At 45.5% G+C, this 18,400-nt stretch carries 16 protein-coding genes; 5 read left to right on the forward strand and 11 right to left on the reverse strand.

What is annotated here, in order from left to right:
- Positions 1-116: 116 nt before the first annotated feature.
- The 5 genes from alaS to kdgR form a co-directional block, all read right to left on the reverse strand.
- Positions 117-2,699, reverse strand: a complete 2,583-nt coding sequence (gene alaS / locus AC55NX_RS01930; protein WP_496994195.1) for an alanine--tRNA ligase — start codon at positions 2,697-2,699, stop codon at positions 117-119.
- A 183-nt stretch (positions 2,700-2,882) separates the two neighbouring features.
- Entirely contained in the window at positions 2,883-3,347 is a 465-nt protein-coding gene (recX, locus tag AC55NX_RS01935) for a recombination regulator RecX (protein WP_496994196.1), read from the reverse strand.
- A gap of 85 nt (positions 3,348-3,432) precedes the next feature.
- The gene (gene recA / locus AC55NX_RS01940; protein ID WP_496994197.1) at positions 3,433-4,482 is read right to left on the reverse strand and encodes a recombinase RecA; all 1,050 of its coding nucleotides are present in this window, start codon (positions 4,480-4,482) and stop codon (positions 3,433-3,435) included.
- Between the two features lie 229 nt (positions 4,483-4,711).
- Positions 4,712-5,215 (reverse strand): nicotinamide-nucleotide amidase, encoded by a 504-nt coding sequence (gene pncC, locus AC55NX_RS01945; RefSeq protein WP_496994198.1) that lies wholly within the window; start codon positions 5,213-5,215, stop codon positions 4,712-4,714.
- Between the two features lie 194 nt (positions 5,216-5,409).
- The gene (gene kdgR / locus AC55NX_RS01950) at positions 5,410-6,192 is read right to left on the reverse strand and encodes a DNA-binding transcriptional regulator KdgR (protein ID WP_496994199.1); all 783 of its coding nucleotides are present in this window, start codon (positions 6,190-6,192) and stop codon (positions 5,410-5,412) included.
- 257 nt (positions 6,193-6,449) lie between these two features.
- Here kdgR and kduD point away from each other — a divergent pair, with 257 nt between their 5' ends.
- The 5 genes from kduD to AC55NX_RS01975 all read left to right on the forward strand — a co-directional run bounded on the left by kduD (position 6,450) and on the right by AC55NX_RS01975 (position 10,181).
- Positions 6,450-7,211, forward strand: a complete 762-nt coding sequence (kduD, locus tag AC55NX_RS01955; RefSeq protein ID WP_496994200.1) for a 2-dehydro-3-deoxy-D-gluconate 5-dehydrogenase KduD — start codon at positions 6,450-6,452, stop codon at positions 7,209-7,211.
- A 92-nt stretch (positions 7,212-7,303) separates the two neighbouring features.
- Positions 7,304-7,630 (forward strand): cupin domain-containing protein, encoded by a 327-nt coding sequence (locus AC55NX_RS01960; protein ID WP_496994201.1) that lies wholly within the window; start codon positions 7,304-7,306, stop codon positions 7,628-7,630.
- 36 nt (positions 7,631-7,666) lie between these two features.
- The gene (locus tag AC55NX_RS01965; RefSeq protein ID WP_496994202.1) at positions 7,667-8,308 is read left to right on the forward strand and encodes an RpiB/LacA/LacB family sugar-phosphate isomerase; all 642 of its coding nucleotides are present in this window, start codon (positions 7,667-7,669) and stop codon (positions 8,306-8,308) included.
- Between the two features lie 248 nt (positions 8,309-8,556).
- Complete coding sequence (gene kdgK / locus AC55NX_RS01970; protein WP_496994203.1) at positions 8,557-9,513, forward strand: 2-dehydro-3-deoxygluconokinase; 957 nt, start codon at positions 8,557-8,559, stop codon at positions 9,511-9,513.
- Positions 9,514-9,557: 44 nt separating this feature from the next.
- Positions 9,558-10,181 (forward strand): bifunctional 4-hydroxy-2-oxoglutarate aldolase/2-dehydro-3-deoxy-phosphogluconate aldolase, encoded by a 624-nt coding sequence (locus AC55NX_RS01975; protein ID WP_496994204.1) that lies wholly within the window; start codon positions 9,558-9,560, stop codon positions 10,179-10,181.
- 128 nt (positions 10,182-10,309) lie between these two features.
- Here AC55NX_RS01975 and AC55NX_RS01980 read toward each other — a convergent pair whose 3' ends face one another.
- From AC55NX_RS01980 to AC55NX_RS02005, 6 genes are all read right to left on the reverse strand, one after another.
- Positions 10,310-11,737 (reverse strand): EmmdR/YeeO family multidrug/toxin efflux MATE transporter, encoded by a 1,428-nt coding sequence (locus AC55NX_RS01980; protein WP_496994205.1) that lies wholly within the window; start codon positions 11,735-11,737, stop codon positions 10,310-10,312.
- On the reverse strand, positions 11,738-13,408 hold the full coding sequence (locus AC55NX_RS01985; RefSeq protein WP_496994206.1) for a pectate lyase: 1,671 nt from the start codon (positions 13,406-13,408) through the stop codon (positions 11,738-11,740). It lies immediately after the preceding gene.
- Between the two features lie 110 nt (positions 13,409-13,518).
- Positions 13,519-14,799, reverse strand: a complete 1,281-nt coding sequence (locus AC55NX_RS01990) for an ABC transporter substrate-binding protein (protein ID WP_496994207.1) — start codon at positions 14,797-14,799, stop codon at positions 13,519-13,521.
- Between the two features lie 38 nt (positions 14,800-14,837).
- A complete protein-coding gene (locus AC55NX_RS01995; protein ID WP_496994208.1) occupies positions 14,838-15,983 on the reverse strand; it encodes an ABC transporter ATP-binding protein in 1,146 nt (381 codons plus the stop codon).
- A gap of 19 nt (positions 15,984-16,002) precedes the next feature.
- Positions 16,003-16,923: a carbohydrate ABC transporter permease gene (locus AC55NX_RS02000; RefSeq protein WP_496994209.1), complete on the reverse strand. Its 921-nt coding sequence runs from the start codon at positions 16,921-16,923 to the stop codon at positions 16,003-16,005.
- Positions 16,924-16,925: 2 nt separating this feature from the next.
- On the reverse strand, positions 16,926-17,810 hold the full coding sequence (locus AC55NX_RS02005; RefSeq protein ID WP_059121587.1) for a carbohydrate ABC transporter permease: 885 nt from the start codon (positions 17,808-17,810) through the stop codon (positions 16,926-16,928).
- Positions 17,811-18,400 lie beyond the last annotated feature (590 nt).

Consider the following 18,400-nt stretch of genomic DNA (forward strand, 5'->3'; position numbering starts at 1 on the left):
ATGTGATAAAAACAAAACCAAGCGGCTTATCAGCTTAGTTTAGAGACGCTAATTAAACCACTTGGTCAGGGATAAATAATTATTTTGAATCAATCTAAAGTTATATGTAACTCAGATTATAACTGGGATTCGATCCATACTTCTGCCGATGCCAAAGCTTGAGGCAATGCATTCACATCGCTACCGCCAGCCTGAGCCATATCCGGACGACCTCCGCCCTTACCACCGACTTGCTGAGCAACCAGATTGACAAGCTCACCGGCTTTCACCCGACTGGTCAAATCTTTCGTCACCCCGGCAATGAGGCCGACTTTATCGTCATTGACATTACCCAACATAATCACTCCGCTGCCCAGCTGATTTTTCAACTCATCAACCATACCGCGAAGTGCTTTATTATCCGCACCTTGTAATTGAGCAACCAAGACTTTAACGCCCGCAATCTCTTTCACTTGCTGAAGCAGATTTGAACTAGCCTGAGATGCCAGCTTATCTTTCATCTGCTGGATCTCTTTTTCCAACTGTCTTGCTTTCTGAGCCGCTTCAGCCAACTTACCTTCATAAGTTGCTTGCTGCTCATCAATCATATCCAGCGCAGCTTCACCAGTGACCGCTTCAATCCGGCGAACACCGGCAGCAATACCACTTTCAGAGACAATCTTAAATAACCCAATATCACCGGTACTGCTCGCATGGACACCACCACACAGTTCGGTCGAAAAGTCTCCCATCGACAACACGCGGACTTTGGTATCGTACTTTTCACCAAATAAAGCCATCGCGCCTTTAGCTTTCGCTTCATCCAGCCCCATGATATTCGTTTCAACCGTATGGTTATTCCGGATATGCTGGTTTACCATCCGTTCAACTTCTTTCAGTTCTTCAGTAGTCATGGCTTCCATGTGAGAGAAGTCAAATCGTAAACTTTCCGCTCTGACTAAAGAACCTTTCTGAGTCACGTGTTCACCCAAAACGCGGCGCAAGGCCTCATGTAACAAATGCGTTGCAGAATGGTTCAGTGACGTGGCCAATCTTCTTTTGGCATCAACCTGAGCTTCAGCCGTTTCGCCTTGATTCAGAACCCCTTCAATCAATGAGCCATAATGAATGATGGCATTGCCCTGCTTCTGAGTGTCTACAACCTGAAACACACCGCTATCGGTACGGATAACACCCGCATCACCGCACTGGCCACCCGATTCCGCATAAAATGGCGTTTCATCCAATACTAGCATTGCGAGATCACCGGATGAAAGTGTCTCAACCGATTCACCATGAACAAACAGAGCAACGATCTTGCCTTGTCCTTCCGTGCCTTCATAACCACAGAACTGACTTGAAGCATCAACTTTAATGATGGTGTTGTAATCCGTACCGAACTGTCCGGCTTCACGAGCACGTTGACGTTGTGCTTCCATTGCCTGTTCAAATCCGGCTTCATCAATACTGAGGCCATGCTCACGCACAACATCATTGGTCAAATCCGCAGGGAAACCATAAGTGTCATAAAGTTTGAAGACTGTTTCTCCGTCAAGAACTTTTCCATCCAGATTTTCCAGCGCTTCATTCAGAATAGACATGCCGCGTTCCAGTGTTCGTCCGAAGTTTTCTTCTTCGATACGAAGCACTTTTTCAACTATAGTCTGCTGTTTTTTCAACTCTTTACCGGCACTGCCCATAATCTCGGCCAATGGACCAACCAATTTATGGAAGAATACGCCCTGAGCACCCAGTTTGTTGCCATGACGTACAGCACGACGAATAATGCGCCGCAGGACATAACCACGACCTTCGTTAGACGGCAGTACTCCATCAACAATTAAGAACGAACAAGAGCGAATATGATCTGCAACCACGCGAAGCGACTGATTTGAAAGGTCATCACATCCAATCACTTGCGCAGCTTCTTTAATCAGGGTCTGGAAGACGTCGATTTCATAATTTGAGTGCACACTTTGCATGATTGCTGAAATACGCTCAATCCCCATTCCTGTATCGACAGACGGTTTTGGCAGAGGTTCCATCGTGCCATCAGCATGACGGTTATACTGCATGAAAACGTTATTCCAGATTTCAATAAATCGATCACCGTCTTCTTCTGGTGATCCCGGAGGACCGCCCCAAATGCTCTCACCATGATCATAAAAAATTTCAGAACACGGACCACAAGGGCCGGTATCACCCATTTGCCAGAAGTTATCTGACTCATAAGGCTTGCCACCCTTTTTATCACCAATGCGGATAATCCGATCAGCAGGCAGACCGATCTGCTTGTGCCAGATATCGAACGCTTCATCATCAGTCTGATAAACGGTGACTAACAGACGCTCCTGAGGTAACTTGAGGACTTCAGTCAGAAACTCCCACGCATACTGAATGGCGTCTTGCTTAAAATAATCACCGAAACTGAAGTTACCCAACATTTCAAAAAATGTATGGTGTCGCGCAGTAAAGCCGACATTTTCCAGATCATTATGCTTACCACCAGCCCGAACACAGCGTTGCGCAGTAACAGCTCGTGTATAATCGCGCTTTTCTAAACCAAGAAAACAGTCTTTAAACTGGTTCATCCCCGCATTCGTGAATAGCAGTGTTGGATCATTGGCAGGGACCAAAGATGAACTGTCTACGATTTGGTGTCCTTTTGTTTCAAAGAACGAGAGGAACGCCTGGCGAACCTCGTCAGTGCTCATGTACATGTGCTATTCCTGAAATATTCAAAGATTCAACTAAAATTTTGCGCCCTATTGTAAAGCATGGATAAGTGTTCGCCTAGTTTTGTTTTGAAGTGTAAATACAGATAAACAAGGTCGATCATCGACTATAGAAGACAGGTCAGCGAAGCTAATCTTTACGGAATTTCCCAAAAATGGGAGAACACATTATCTGTGGTTGGGATTCAATGCATATTGAATCTGTTCAAAATTAAACCCCCGATATTGCAAAAAACGGACTTGTTTCGCATACACCTTGGGATCTTTTACCGGCTCTTCCGGGCTGATACCAAACTTTCTCTCCGCCGTTGATTTAGCTAATTCAAACCAATTCATATCCAATGCAGCCAACTGTTCAGCGATGATTGACTCATCAACTTGCTTTTGTTTCAACGATTGATAGATTCTCTGTTCACCGTGACCTTTGGCAATATGATGTCGAATCATGCCTTGCGTATAGCGCATATCATCCAAGTAGCCATACTGTTCACAAGCCTGTACAGCCTGTTCGACTTCATTGTCGTCAAAGCCTTTTGCCATCAACTTATGGTATAACTCGATACGGCCATGATCCCGGCGGCTTAATAGCTGGATCGCGGTTTCCAAACAGGTTCTCGAATGTAATTTATGCATCTGAAATCCCCTTTAAAAAAGCCCTGCATCTGCAGGGCTGTTTCACGATCTTATCGCTTATCGCGTCATCTGAGTACGTCGCGAATTAATTTTCTTCTTGCTGAAGTGCTGTCTCAACCCCTTCCTGATCGTCTTCAGGAATCGGGTCATTACTCAGCAACATTTCACGAATTTTATGATCAATGACTTTGGCAACTTCAGGGTTTTCACGCAGGTATTTACAAGCATTCGCTTTCCCCTGACCAATTTTATCCCCGTTATAGCTGTACCAAGCACCCGCTTTTTCAACCAGTTTATGCTTCACGCCTAAATCAACCAGCTCACCTTCGCGGTTAAATCCTTGACCATACATAATTTGCGTATTTGCTTCTTTAAACGGCGCAGCAATTTTGTTTTTCACCACTTTGATACGCGTTTCATTACCAACCACCTCGTCGCCTTCTTTAATTGATCCGGTACGACGAATATCGAGACGGACAGAAGCATAGAATTTTAAGGCATTCCCACCAGTGGTTGTTTCAGGGTTACCAAACATGACCCCGATTTTCATCCGGATTTGGTTGATAAAAATACACATACAGTTCGATTGCTTCAGGTTTCCGGTCAACTTACGCATCGCCTGAGATAACATCCGCGCCTGTAGCCCCATATGGCTATCACCCATCTCACCTTCAATCTCTGCTTTCGGCGTCAATGCTGCAACCGAGTCAACGACCATGACATCAATAGCACCGGAGCGCGCCAATGCATCACAAATTTCCAGCGCTTGTTCACCGGTATCTGGCTGAGAGACGAGCAATTCATCAATATTAACCCCAAGTTTCTTCGCATAAACCGGATCCAATGCATGTTCAGCATCGATAAATGCACAGGTTTTACCTTCACGTTGTGCTGCAGCGATGACTTCCAGAGTCAATGTTGTCTTACCTGAAGATTCAGGACCGTAGATTTCAACGATCCGTCCCATTGGTAAACCGCCGGCACCTAAAGCGATATCCAGTGAAAGAGACCCTGTAGAGATCGTTTCAACGTCCATGGTACGGTTATCACCAAGACGCATGATTGACCCTTTACCAAACTGCTTTTCAATTTGTCCCAGTGCCGCGGCCAGTGCTTTTTGTTTGTTCTCGTCCATTACGTTCTCCAGACAGTCACTTTCAGATATTAAGTCTATGGGTTGTTTCCCAAAAATATGTTGAATGATTATACTGTAAATTCATACAGTGTCCAGACCTGTCGATGAATTTTCCTAACAGGTTTGAATCCTTGGGATCATATCACTTTCAGGCCATGTTTTTATACGGTATGCCACTCATTCAACGCCATGAACAGCAGAAGGCGAGCAGATCAAACAATGGTTGCTTTCATGACTGTGAGACACGCTCATGTGTCAGATAATCATGAATCGTCTGCAAAGCATGGTAAACCGCTTGAGAGCGAACTTGCGTGCGACTTCCTGAAAAATGGACAGTTTCAACCTTCTCCCACCCCGAACGTGTTTGCCAGGCAAAACAAACGGTTCCCACGGGTTTCTCGACACTGCCGCCACCGGGGCCGGCAATACCACTCACGGAGACCGCCAGCGATGCCTGAGAATGCAATAGAGCCCCTGCGGCCATTTCTAAAACAGTCTGCTCACTGACAGCCCCCCACTGTGACAGCGTTTCCTGTCGGACGCCCAGGATTTGCATTTTGGCTTCATTACTATAAGTAACAAACGCACGATCAAACCAAGCGGAGCTCCCGGCAATCTCTGTAATAGCAGTTGCAATACCGCCACCGGTACAGGATTCGGCCGTTACCAGGATACCCCCACATGCCAAAAGTAATTCTCCGATACGTTGACTTAAAGTTTCATGTAATTCCATCGATGTTCCCTTCGTGTTGCGATTGCTCAGTTTGCCTCAATTCGCACATCCTAAGCGCTCATTAAGTCAAAGAAAAGCAGTTGCCCTGAAACGACCACCGATCAAATTTGTCCTTCGTAAGCCGTTTTTATGCTTATCGCACCCATAAAAAATGGCAGCCTTTGCTGCCATTGACAAACAAATCCGCTAATTGGCTAGACTGGATATTGATGATATCCGAGTTGCTCAGAAATATTTTTGCCAGCCTGCTGAAGTAGCCCGACATAATAAGACATCCGTTTTTCATCGAAACGAATGGTTGGAAACGAGATCGACAATCCGGCAATAATATTCCCAAATCGGTCATATACGGGAGCGGCAAGACAACGCAGACCGGATTCCTGCTCTTCATTATCTTCGGCAAAATGTCGTTCTCTGACATACGCCAGTTCCGCTAATAACTGATCCACATTCTCTAATGTTTTATCGGTATGCTTGACGAATTCGACCGGCTCAAGAATCTGACGGACAAAGGACTCATCTCGCTCAGACAGTAAAACTTTACCAATCGCGGTACTGTAGAGCGGATTCCGTCGCCCGATACGGGATTGCATCCGTAGGTTATAACCGGAATCAATCTTATGAATATAAATAATGGCGCCGTCGTCTAAAGCCCCCAAATGCACCGCTTCATTGGTTTTTTCAGAGATACAGTGCATCTCTTTATCAGCGAGAGAAACCAAATCAACGTACTCAAGAGATTTTGCGCCAAGTTCAAACAGCTTGAGCGTCAGCGAATATTTATCGGCCTCACCTTCCTGAGAGATATATCCGAGAGACTTCATCGTCTGCAAAAAGCGGTAGGTCGTTGCCTTAGACATCATCAGTCGTTGAGATAGCTCAGATACACCGATTTCTTTTTGTTCGCCTAACGCCTGAAGAATACTAAATACTTTCAACACCGAAGAAACGGCTTCTGGCTGGGTAGATTTCTGCATGAATAATCTATTCCTACAAGTTTGTCTTTTTCTCATTATAACGAAGAGAAGTCAGAGAGCCAGTAATTTAAAAAAGCCATTTCAAAAATTTAGAACCAGCACCAGACGAGCACAAAATAAATACATGAATCATATTTTATGAAAAAGCGTTTCAAAAAAAATTGCCTGTTATGTTTTTTTTGTGTAGTGTAAATCATACAAAACGTGAACGATCATGATTCATTCGCGCTGCATGTTACCACTGGAGGAAGCAGAATATGATTCTCGATTCATTTAACCTGCAAGGAAAGGTTGCAATTGTCACTGGATGTGACACAGGATTAGGTCAGGGAATGGCATTAGGTTTAGCAGGTGCTGGCTGTGATATTGTCGGAGTCAACATTGCTCACCCCACTGAAACCATCGAAAAAGTTCAAGCGCTCGGTCGCAAGTTCGTGGCGATTCAAGCAAATCTGATGAAGCTGGACGATATTCCCAATATTATTGATCGCGCGATCACCGAGCTTGGTCGCATTGATATTCTAGTCAACAATGCAGGCATTATCCGCCGCAATGATGCTATCGAATTTTCAGAAAAAGACTGGGATGATGTCATGGACATCAATGTGAAATCCGTTTTCTTTATGTCTCAGGCAGTTGCCAAACAATTCATGGCGCAAGGCACCGGAGGCAAAATCATTAACATTGCTTCGATGCTTTCTTTTCAAGGTGGTATTCGTGTTCCTTCGTATACTGCATCAAAAAGTGGTGTGATGGGCATTACGCGTCTCATGGCCAATGAATGGGCGCAACACCAGATTAATGTCAACGCGATTGCACCCGGTTATATGGCCACCAATAACACGGCTGCTCTCCGGGCTGATGAATCACGTAACCAAGAAATTGTCGAGCGGATTCCGGCAGCACGTTGGGGGCTTCCTGAAGATTTAGCCGGTCCTTGTGTATTCTTGGCATCATCAGCATCAGACTATATCAATGGCTATACGATTGCCGTTGACGGTGGTTGGCTGGCTCGTTAATTCGGGCAAATAGAGAAAAACAATCCATCGAATCGGGAATCGAATCAGATTTCCGATTGATTGTCCTTCAGTTAAATTAAAGAGGGGGAAAAATGTTCGTTTATAACCAAGAGGTTGTGCTGGAAGATCTTGGGAATGGTGTGTCACGGAAAATACTCGCCTACAGCGATAATATCATGAGCGTTGAAGTTCATTTTGAAAAAGGCGCTGTTGGTCCGATGCATAACCACCCCCACGAACAACTCACTTATGTATTATCCGGTGAATTTGAATTTACGATTGGCGATGAAACAAAAATCGTTAAAGCTGGAGACGTGCTTTATAAAGAGCCGAATGTCATGCACGGGTGTGTCTGTCTCGAGCCCGGCGTGTTACTCGATAACTTTACACCGATGCGGCAAGATTTCCTCAAATCATAAATCTATATTGCGGTTTTTAACCGCAGGAGCATAAACATGAAAATCGCGTTAATGATGGAAAACAGTCAAGCGGCTAAAAACGCTGTGGTCCTGAATGAGTTGACTCAAGTCGTGACACCACAAGGTGACTCAGTCTACAACGTGGGTATGAGTGACGAAAATGATCACCACCTCACCTATATTCATCTTGGTATCATGGCAAGCCTGCTTTTGAATTCAGAAGCCGTAGATTTTGTCGTCGCCGGATGTGGTACAGGTCAGGGGGCGATGATGTCACTCAACATTCATCCCGGTGTTGTGTGCGGGTACTGTCTGGAACCATCCGATGCATTTCTGTTCAACCAAATCAACAACGGTAATGCACTCTCATTGGCCTTTGCTAAAGGTTATGGCTGGGGAGCAGAACTAAACATTCGTTATATTTTTGAAAAAGCATTCACCACAGGCGAACGTGGACAGGGTTACCCGCTGGAACGTGCCGTGCCACAAAAACAAAATGCCGGGATCCTCAATCAGGTCAAATCTGCTGTCGTCAAAGATAACTATCTCGATACGTTAAAAGCGATTGATCAAGAACTAGTCAAAACAGCGGTGTCAGGACCTCGTTTTCAGGAATGTTTCTTCGACAATTGCAAGAAGCCAGACATTGCAGCATACGTACGTGACTTGCTGAAATAGTTTCACTGATCTGATCTACCTACCTAACAAAGATTAAGAATCAGTTACTTGTCAGCCTGTTATGGGCTGACTTTTTTCTTGTGCCAACTCCCGAAATCAGACATGGCGTGTAAGTTTTGGTGATGTTGTGTGCAAGTAATCAATGATCAATCAAAGATCTTAGTCACATAAAAATGAAACATTATTTTATTTTTAATCAATAATAAATAAAATAGCTTTTTACCCGGTTGTTATTCTCAGGAGCTTTTATGTTGCCAATAACTCAGGTCGCCATTATTGGTGAGTGTATGGTTGAATTGCGGCGAGCCAATCATCAGGTTGAACAAGGATTTGGCGGGGATACGCTCAACACCGCAATCTATCTGTCAAGATTAACTCACTCACAGGGGATTACCACCGCTTATGTGACAGGATTGGGAAGAGATCCATTCAGTCAAGATATGCTCAGCGCATGGCAGCAGGAAAACATTGATACCAGTATGGTTGCCATTTCACCTGACAAGTTACCCGGCATTTATGCCATAGAAACCGCAGCAGATGGTGAACGCAGTTTTTACTATTGGCGTAATGACTCAGCAGCAAAATACTGGTTACGGCAACAGACACCAACCGAACTTGCAGCGCGCTTAGCGCAATATGGTTTAATTTACTTAAGTGGTATCAGTCTGGCAATTCTGCCCGTAGACTGTCGCGAAATTTTACTTGAGTCGCTTCGCCTCTGTCATCAAGATGGTATTGCCATTGCGTTTGATAATAATTATCGGCCGACCTTGTGGGAGACTGCCACAGAAGCCCAACATTGGTATACCCAAGTATTATCCATAACTGACTATGCATTCCTGACATTTGATGATGAAACCGCGCTTTGGGGTGATACACAAACGTCTCAGACACTTGCGCGGACTCAAGAGCTCGGGGTCAAAGAAATCGTGATTAAACAAGGTGGTGAAGCTTGTATCGTCACTTGCGATTCGTCTCAGTGGTCAGTCTCGCCTGAGCCAGTCAAACAGATCGTGGACACGACAGCAGCCGGTGATTCTTTCAGTGCCGGATATCTCGCCGCTCGTCTTCTAGGTAAATCCTGCGAATTATCGGCTCAATCAGCCCACCAGCTTGCCGGGCTAGTCATTCAACATCGTGGTGCGATTATTCCCAAACAAAATATGCCTGAAATTGAGACGCCCGTTGATGTGGAAACAATATAAACACAATTGATCGAATATTCAGTATCGGATAATGAGGAAAAAAGATGAAAACACTTGAACAACAGTTAGAAGCCATCGGCGTCATTCCGGTCATCGCGCTGGACGATGCCCAAAAGGCAGTCAAACTGGCACAGGTTCTCATTGAAAATGGCCTGCCTTGTGCTGAAGTCACGTTCAGGACCGCACAAGCAGCACAAGCGATTGCCAGTATGCGCGAAGCATATCCAGAGATATTAATCGGGGCAGGAACAGTGCTTACTCCCGCTCAGGTTGATGCTGCAATAGATGCGGGTGCAGATTTTATTGTCAGTCCGGGATTTAACCCAACGACCGTTAGATATTGCCAGCAAAGACAAATCGCCGTCATTCCGGGTATCAATACGCCCAGTCTGGTTGAGCAAGCGATGGAAATGGGGTTGAAAACACTTAAGTTCTTCCCTGCCGAGCCATCAGGTGGTACCGCGATGCTCAAAGCGATGTCAGCTGTCTATCCGGTACGTTTTATGCCAACGGGAGGCATTAATCCTCAGAATATTAAAGAGTACCTGAACATCCCAAGCGTACTGGCTTGCGGTGGTACATGGATGGTTCCCAATCAACTGATTGATGGGGAAAAGTGGGATGAACTGGCAGCACTCATCAAGGAAGTCGCGACCATCATTCGCTAAACCAGCAGTAACATAGCCATACGAACGGCTCTCGCAGAAATCATACCGGAGTAAATCAATCCGGTGTCTTTAGGCGAGAGTTTTTTCTTTAGACGGTATTCAATGAGAAACGATCATAAATAGGAAGGCTACGATAGTATTTTTCTACGATAGACGGTTAACCAGCCCTGAGTCACCATGCGATAGAAATAGATAACACCACGAATCCACCAATCCATATACATCCCGAGCCAGACACCATAGATATTCATTTCCAGCGTGATCCCGAGAATATACCCCAGCATCATTCTTCCGCCCCACATACTGACAATCGCTACCCACATACAGAAAGTTGCATCCTTCGCCCCTTTAAATGCAGCAGGTAAGACAAAAGAAGCGCCCCAAACAGGCGTCATCAGTGCATTGATCAGCAACAGATTGGTCACAACACCGACTACATGATTGTCCGAGATATAAAAACGGGCAACCGTCTCCGCCATTGGCACAATCAGTACCGCAAACAGCGTCAGTAATCCGGTTGCAAGCCAGAAGATCAACTTCATTTCTTGGTACGCCACATTCGGTTTATATTGTCCCAAACGTTTACCAATTAACACTGTCGATGTCATCGCCAGTGTATTTCCCGGAATATTTAACAAGAGTAATACCGAGAAGGTCACAACATTACCTGCCATCGCGACCGTTCCCATCCCTGCAACCATGATCTGAGTGATAAGTTTCCCCAGATTAAACATCAACGACTCAATGCTGGAAGGAATACCGATGGCCAGAATCTCCACCAGCGTTTCCCGCTGGAAAGGGCGGAAATATCGCTGTAACTGAATTTTTAAAGTTGTATTGCGGATCAGACAAATCACGATAAGCACAGCGCCGACCCAACGGGCAGCAATAATCCCGATACCAGAGCCAACCAACCCCAAACCGCTCCAGCTGCCGGGAAAAAATTCATCAACCCCGTAGATCAACGGATAACTGAATGCAACATTCAGCAGGTTCATCATGATATTACTCAACGCAGGCAAACGAGAGTTTCCGACGGCTCGCAACACCCCACTGCCAGCCAATGTAATCGCTAAGGCTGGGTAACTGAAAACAATAAGCTGAAGATACAGCTCACTCAAATCAATCACCTGACCCGTTGCTCCATAGGCGACCACAGATAAAATCGGGGCCACCAAGTAATAGATGAGCAGTAAGGCGAACAGGCTCATCAAGACACTCAATGACATCACCTGACTCGCGCAGGCCTGTGCTTTTTCCCGATCCGAACGCCCAAAAGCTTGTGCGATCACCACCGAGCCACCCAACGCAATCGCAGACAGCAATGAGATAACAACCCAAGTGATACTATCCGTAATACCAACGGCTGCCGTCTCTTCCGCACCAAGTCGGCTCACCAGAATCGTACTGATGATGCCCATCATGACCACACAAGTCAGTTCAATAAAAATCGGCCAGGCAAATGGCCAAATATCATGTTGGAATAATACGCGATGCCGCTGACGTAACCCAAAGCGCCTGCCGAGAGTCGTATTGATCACAGAGAAAGGTTTCATTCACTCAGCCGGTCCCGTTGACATCGCCATCTCAGGATAAGGCTGCTCATAAATGATATCGCGGTCGTACACCACTTTGATCTCTCCGGCAATACGCTGTTCACCGTGTAAATACCCACCAGTGGAAAATAATGGCGGGAGCTGCGCATAACACTGTTGGTATGCAGCTTCTATCGCCACTAAAGCATAAGGAAGCGGGTCATCGAGTCGCGCATTTTCCTGTTGAGGATGGGCAATAAACAATCCACTCTCCGCGTGATAATGGCGTGCCAATAAATTCTCCGCCACGACATCTGCCAAACGCAACACTTCAGATTCGGGATGATATTGATTCAGCTCTAACAACGCAAAAATCAGATAAGCCGATGTACATGAGGTTGTTTGGGCGAGACGGATGGGAACCAGCGTTACGGGATCAAGCGCTCCTAATTTGAATCGCGCAAACATGCGGCTCACCAGTTGGCATAATTCAGGATCCCCCGTCAACAATGCAGCTTTCATCAACGGGAATAAATATGCAGGATCAGCGGGTTGTCGCGACAACGTAGTGCCTTTATCACCATAGTAGCCATCCCGGACAAAGGTATACCCTGTCATATCTTGTCCGCTATTCCACATCGGGATCATTTGGTTGTCTTGTTCATCCCAAGCATAGCGAAAATAAGCTTTTAATCCGTCAGCGATCCATTCAAGCCATTGCCGGTCACCGACTTGCTCCGCACAAGCCATCATCGCCAGCGGATTATCCATGATTAACGGCCAACAGTCCCGAAACAGTACATTGGCTTCACGGGCGATCGCACCAAACTCAGGGCCAAACTGACGAGCCGCCCGATCTCCAAACCAAGAGTAAGTTAAACGGTCATCGTCCGGGACAGGTTCACGCTGTCGCGGAGAAGAAAACTGGTAAACCGGCATTCCCGTCTCCGGGTGACGTGCCAAAACAAACTGATGATATAAATGTTTCGCCCAGTTTAAAGCATCTTGATCACCGGTATAGCGATAGTAATGGACAGCCGCATAGATCAAATCGGTTGACGCATTAACAAAGGTTAAACCAACTGTTTCCGGCAGTTGTGGCCATTGGCGCGGATCCACCACCGGCTCAGGGGAGTACTGTTGAAAGATATTTGCAAGAAACGGTTGTCCATACTCACCATGCCGGGTGAGATCCAGTTTTTGCCAATCGGTCACATGAGCAGCCCAGAATCCTCGCAGATAACACTCCGTCACCTCGGGGCGAATTTGGTGTAGCAGATCATAATAAGGAAAATGATGCTTCAGCTCATGCACCCGAGCTTTACTCTCCGGCCCTTCCGGATGACCTGAATTGAGATCAACAAACAGATGTCCGCCCCAGTAAAATAATCCACTGCGCTGATCAACATGATGATCCAAAAAATAGGCAGTCGTCTCTTGTGCCTGACGCAAAAAAGCGCCGTCTCCTGTCACAATACTGATTGCCGTCAATCCACGCATCAGGTTTTGCTGGCTGGCAAAGTTACTCATGGCAACGCGCCGGCCATCCGGATAAGTCCAGCAAACCGGCTCCCCGGATGTCACACAAAGACCATCAGCCAACAGTGGAGAAATATCAGAATGCGCCAATTTTAGCGCCTGTCGATAAAAACGAGTCACAATAGCCAGCCGCGAGTGCCGAGATGCAGACATGCAAACCCTCCAATTCAAAATAGATATAGCCCCGAGACCGGGGCTTTTATCGAATGGAAACACAGAATAAAAAAGCGCAATAAACCCATGCGATGGGCAGGACAATGACGTTAATCAGCAATCCGTTTTAACACTCGGTTGCCACGGCGCAGGAAGTTTCTGGCCGCGCCTTCTACATCAGTCTGATCATAATCCAGTTGCTGCATTGACTCTGCAAATAACTCCAGTAATTGTGCATTATCCGTATAAGGCGTCGGAACAATATGCTTCGGCAATTGCTGCGCTAAACGATAACCTTGATAAGACAAGCTCTTATCATCAATCTGACCATCATCCTGTAAGGTTTTAAATCCAGCCAAACTGATTGGCATACCACGGGCTAGCCCCATAGCTTTGACGCCTGCAGGATCATTGAGCAAAAAGTCTACCAGTAGCGCCGCTTCTTTCGGGTGTTTGGTATTGCGCCCAATGGAGAACATCATCGAAGGTCTTGCCAGCAACCCTGAGTCCGTCGCCCCATCAAGCATCGGATATGGCCCAAGCTCCAACGTCATTGGTGGCGCTAAATTAGCCGCATATTTACCAATGGCGGTATCCCACATATACAACCCACCAAAACGACCATCGATCCACGGGCGCATCTCGTACATATTCCCTTTTCCGTAAGAAGCAAACTCTTTGGTTGATGGGAAAAGATGACTTTTTACCTGATCGACGTAAAGCTGGAAGAACTGTGTCATTTCTTCTTGGTTAAAGTTGATCAGATTGGTGTCGTGATTGATGATATCTTTGCCATATTTCTGAATAAAATAAGAGCGGTTCATGGCAAAAACATCACGCGCTTCAATCACCAACGGATAATAATCATCGCCAAGTTTTTCTTTGAAAGCCAGTCCGACTTTCATCAGTTCATCCCATGATCGTGGATAGCCGACGCCAGCTTTCATCCACATATTACGATTATAAAAGAACACGCGGGAGGTCATACTGACCGGCAACCCATTCAGTTTACCGTCAATTGTCGTCAGATCGAGCGCACCGGGGAAATTAAACAAATGCAGCGTTTCTGCCTGAGCATTCATGTCATAAAAACCCTGACCATCCCGGGAAAAAATCGGCATCCAGTTCCAGTTGGTCTGCATGACATCCGGTTCCGTATTGCCCGCAATTTGCGTGGTCAGACGGGACAAATGCCCATCCCAGCCGGTATATTCGCCTTTGATTTTAATATCAGGGTATTTTTCCTGAAATTTTTCCAATGCTTGCAGAGTGGCTTGGTGACGGTTATTCCCCCCCCACCATGACATTCGCAGTTCTGTTTGAGCCTGTACAGCCACAGAAGCGGTTGCAATCACAGCAGAAATCAGTGTAGTCAGTACCTTTCTATTCATGGATTAGTCTCCAAATAAGTTTATTGTTGTTCTCCAATTTATTTATTGTTTTGTATTGAGATATTCTTTTCTGTCTCCTTGTCGAAGATGTGTGCTTTATTCATGTCCACAACAAACATCACCCCTTTCCTTAATTCCATGTTGAGCTTATCGCGGACATCATCGATCGGAATTCTGGCAATAAAATCATACTGCCCGATCCGGAAATGGACATAGACTTCATGTCCCATATTCTCCATGCGAATCACATCCCCGATGATGGTTTGTTGTCCGACATCCGGCTCCGTCAGCGCAAGTGTGATGCTATCAGGACGAATCCCCAACACGGTTTTTTGATACCCGTGACTGCGGATTGTGGCCGCCTTATGCGGGGGCAGCTGTAAAATTTGATCACCTAACAGGGCGGCCATGCCACCGTCCTGTTCAGAGAGAATGACATCGCACATATTCATCTCCGGTGCACCGATAAATCCGGCCACGAACATATTGACCGGGTTGTTATACAGTTCATCCGGTGTATCAACCTGCATGATCTCCCCCTGCTTCATGACGCAGATGCGATCACCCATCGTCATCGCCTCCGTTTGATCATGGGTGACATAAACCGCTGTTGCCGGATGATTTTCACGCTTCAGATGGCGGTGCAGGTCAGTAATTCGAACCCGCATCGATGCACGTAGTTTGGCATCCAGGTTCGATAGGGGTTCATCGAACAGAAAAACCTCGGGTTTTTTGACAATCGCCCGTCCGACAGCAACTCGTTGTGCCTGCCCGCCGGACAACTGCCTTGGTAAACGATCAAGTAATTCCTCGATTTCGAGGATATTTGCTGCTTCTTCAACGCGCTGGTCAATTTCATGCTTTGGTAGTTTTTGCAGTTTCAGACCAAACCCCAGATTTTCCCGCACCGTCATATGCGGATACAACGCATAATTCTGGAAGACCATCGCAATCCCCCGATCTTTCGGGGCCAGATTATTGACGACTTGTCCCCCAATCACGATTTCGCCACCGCTCACATTTTCCAGACCGGCAAGCATGCGTAATGTGGTCGATTTGGCACAGCCAGAAGGACCGACAATCACCATAAACTCACCGTCATGAATGGTTAAATCAACACCATGGACTGCTTTAAAACCGTTCGAGTAGACTTTCTCTAATTTGTTAAACTTCACTTCCGCCATTGTGATTACTCCTCAGAATTTAACCTTTAATACCGCTGCTGGTGACGCCTTCAACAAAATATTTCTGTGACATAAAGAACACCAGAATTGAAGGAATGATAGCGATTGAAGCCATTGCCAGAATTTCGTTCCACCTTGCACCTTCCGTGACATCAATGGACATTTTCAACGCCAGTGCTATGGGGTACTTTTCAACGCTGGAGATATAAATGAGCGGGCCAAGGAAGTCATTCACCGACCACATGAACTGGAACAGTGCCACGGAGATAATCGCAGGGCGAATGACCGGAACAACCACATGCCAGAGCACTTGAAAAGAGTTACACCCATCAATCATTGCGGCCTCTTCCATATCGGTCGGAACCCCGCGCAAAAACTGGATCAGCATGAAGACAAAGAATCCCTGTGTTGCAAATGCGAAAGGCAGATAGAGCGGCAAATAGGTGTCGAGCAATCCCATCTCACGAAACATCAAATATTGTGGGATCAACAAGACCGATTGAGGCAGCAAAATGGTGGCGATCAGGGTTGCAAACCAAAACTTCTTCCATGGGATATCAAACCGGGCAAACCCATAAGCGACAATGGTTGAAGACACTACCGTGACAAAAACCTTCGGCAGCACATAGGCAAAGGTATTCAGGATATAATGACCGAACGTATATTCCGTCCCGGTCTTCCACCCATTGATGAACCCATCCAGACTCCATTCACTCGGAATCAGATTCATCGACGAAAAGATTTCATGGTTTGGTTTCATTGCGGCAGAAAACATCCACAGCAACGGATAGAGCATCATCACGCCGACAATGATCAGAATCGTATAACGAATCGCCGCATTAATTTTTTCACGACGAATGGTGCGATCATTCTCCACATAGCTATGATGTGCTTGATTACTTTGTTTCTGTTCGGCAGAAACACTCACGACAGAAGCCATAATTATTTACCCCCCTTATCACCTGAATAGAACACCCAGTACTTCGAAGAACGGAATGTGATGGATGTAAATATGGCTACGACAATAAACAGCGCCCATGCCAATGCACTCCCATACCCCATATCAAAAAACTTAAACGCGGTTTCGTAGATGTAGAGCGAGATCAGATAGGTTGACTTCATCGGCCCGCCACCGGTAATCACATACGGTGCGGTAAACTCCTGAAAAGCCTGAGTGGTTTGCATAATAAAGTTAAAGAAAATGACAGGTGTAATGAGCGGTACCGTGACCTTGATAAACATCTGCCATTTGCTGGCACCATCAATCAATGCCGCTTCATACTGAGACTGAGGAACATTTTGCAAAGCCGCCAAAAAAATCACCATCGCTGACCCAAACTGCCAAGCACGCAATAATGTGATTGAAAACAGCGCAAAAGACGGCTCACCAAGCCAGTTCACAGCATCAATACCAACGAGGGCTAACATACCGTTTAATACCCCGTCGATGGCAAACAATGCCCGCCATAAAACTGCAATGGCAATACTACTTCCCAAAATTGAAGGGATATAATACGCCGTTCTGAAAAATCGAATCCCCCGTAACTTAAAATTCAAGATAAAGGCAATGAATAAGGCAAACGCCAACTTTACTGGAATAGTCAGGAACACATACAAGAATGTGACACTCATCGACTTCCAGAACAGGTCATCTTCCGTCAGCATATACCGATAGTTTTCAATACCAACGTACTCTGGTGATGTCATCAGATCGTAATCGGTGAAACTCATCAGAAATGACGATACAAAGGGAAATGCAGTAAAAACCAATAGCCCGATGATATAAGGCGACAAGTAAGCAAGTCCCAGCTTACGACTTTCATACATATTGTTTTCGTCCTCTGAAAAAAATCAACAGTGGCCGAATGATCATTCGGGTGAATGTCCCATTCGGATTCGTTATTTCTATTAAACTGAATCCCACCTGAACTACCAGCACTCAACCTCATATTTGTGATCTTGAATGCTATTTTATAAATTGATAAACAAAAAATGTGAAATATGGTTTCATTTTTATATTTTAAATTGAAACAATATAATTATTCTTCATTAGCAACATGCATATGCGGTACATTTGATATCAAACCAAGCTAGTATGAATGAACAAAAATGGATAGAAGGTGACTAAAATCAAATAAATATCCAATGCAGTTCCAATATCACACATCAGATCAAAACCAATAAAAACAAAATATTATCAATCACATAAATTAAAACGTTAAAAAAACATACCATTCCTTTTTTCATCGACACAAAATCACAAAGAAAATCCTACAAATACTAAAGAGATCACGTTTATTGATACATTTATATTAAAACACCGCTTCACAGATCACGTTATTCATACCAACCAGTTCAAAGAGTTCAAAATCGGATCTAAATTGAACCGCGAGAATACAAATAACAAAACGGTGTTT

The organism is Vibrio rubrogenes, assembly GCF_059641415.1.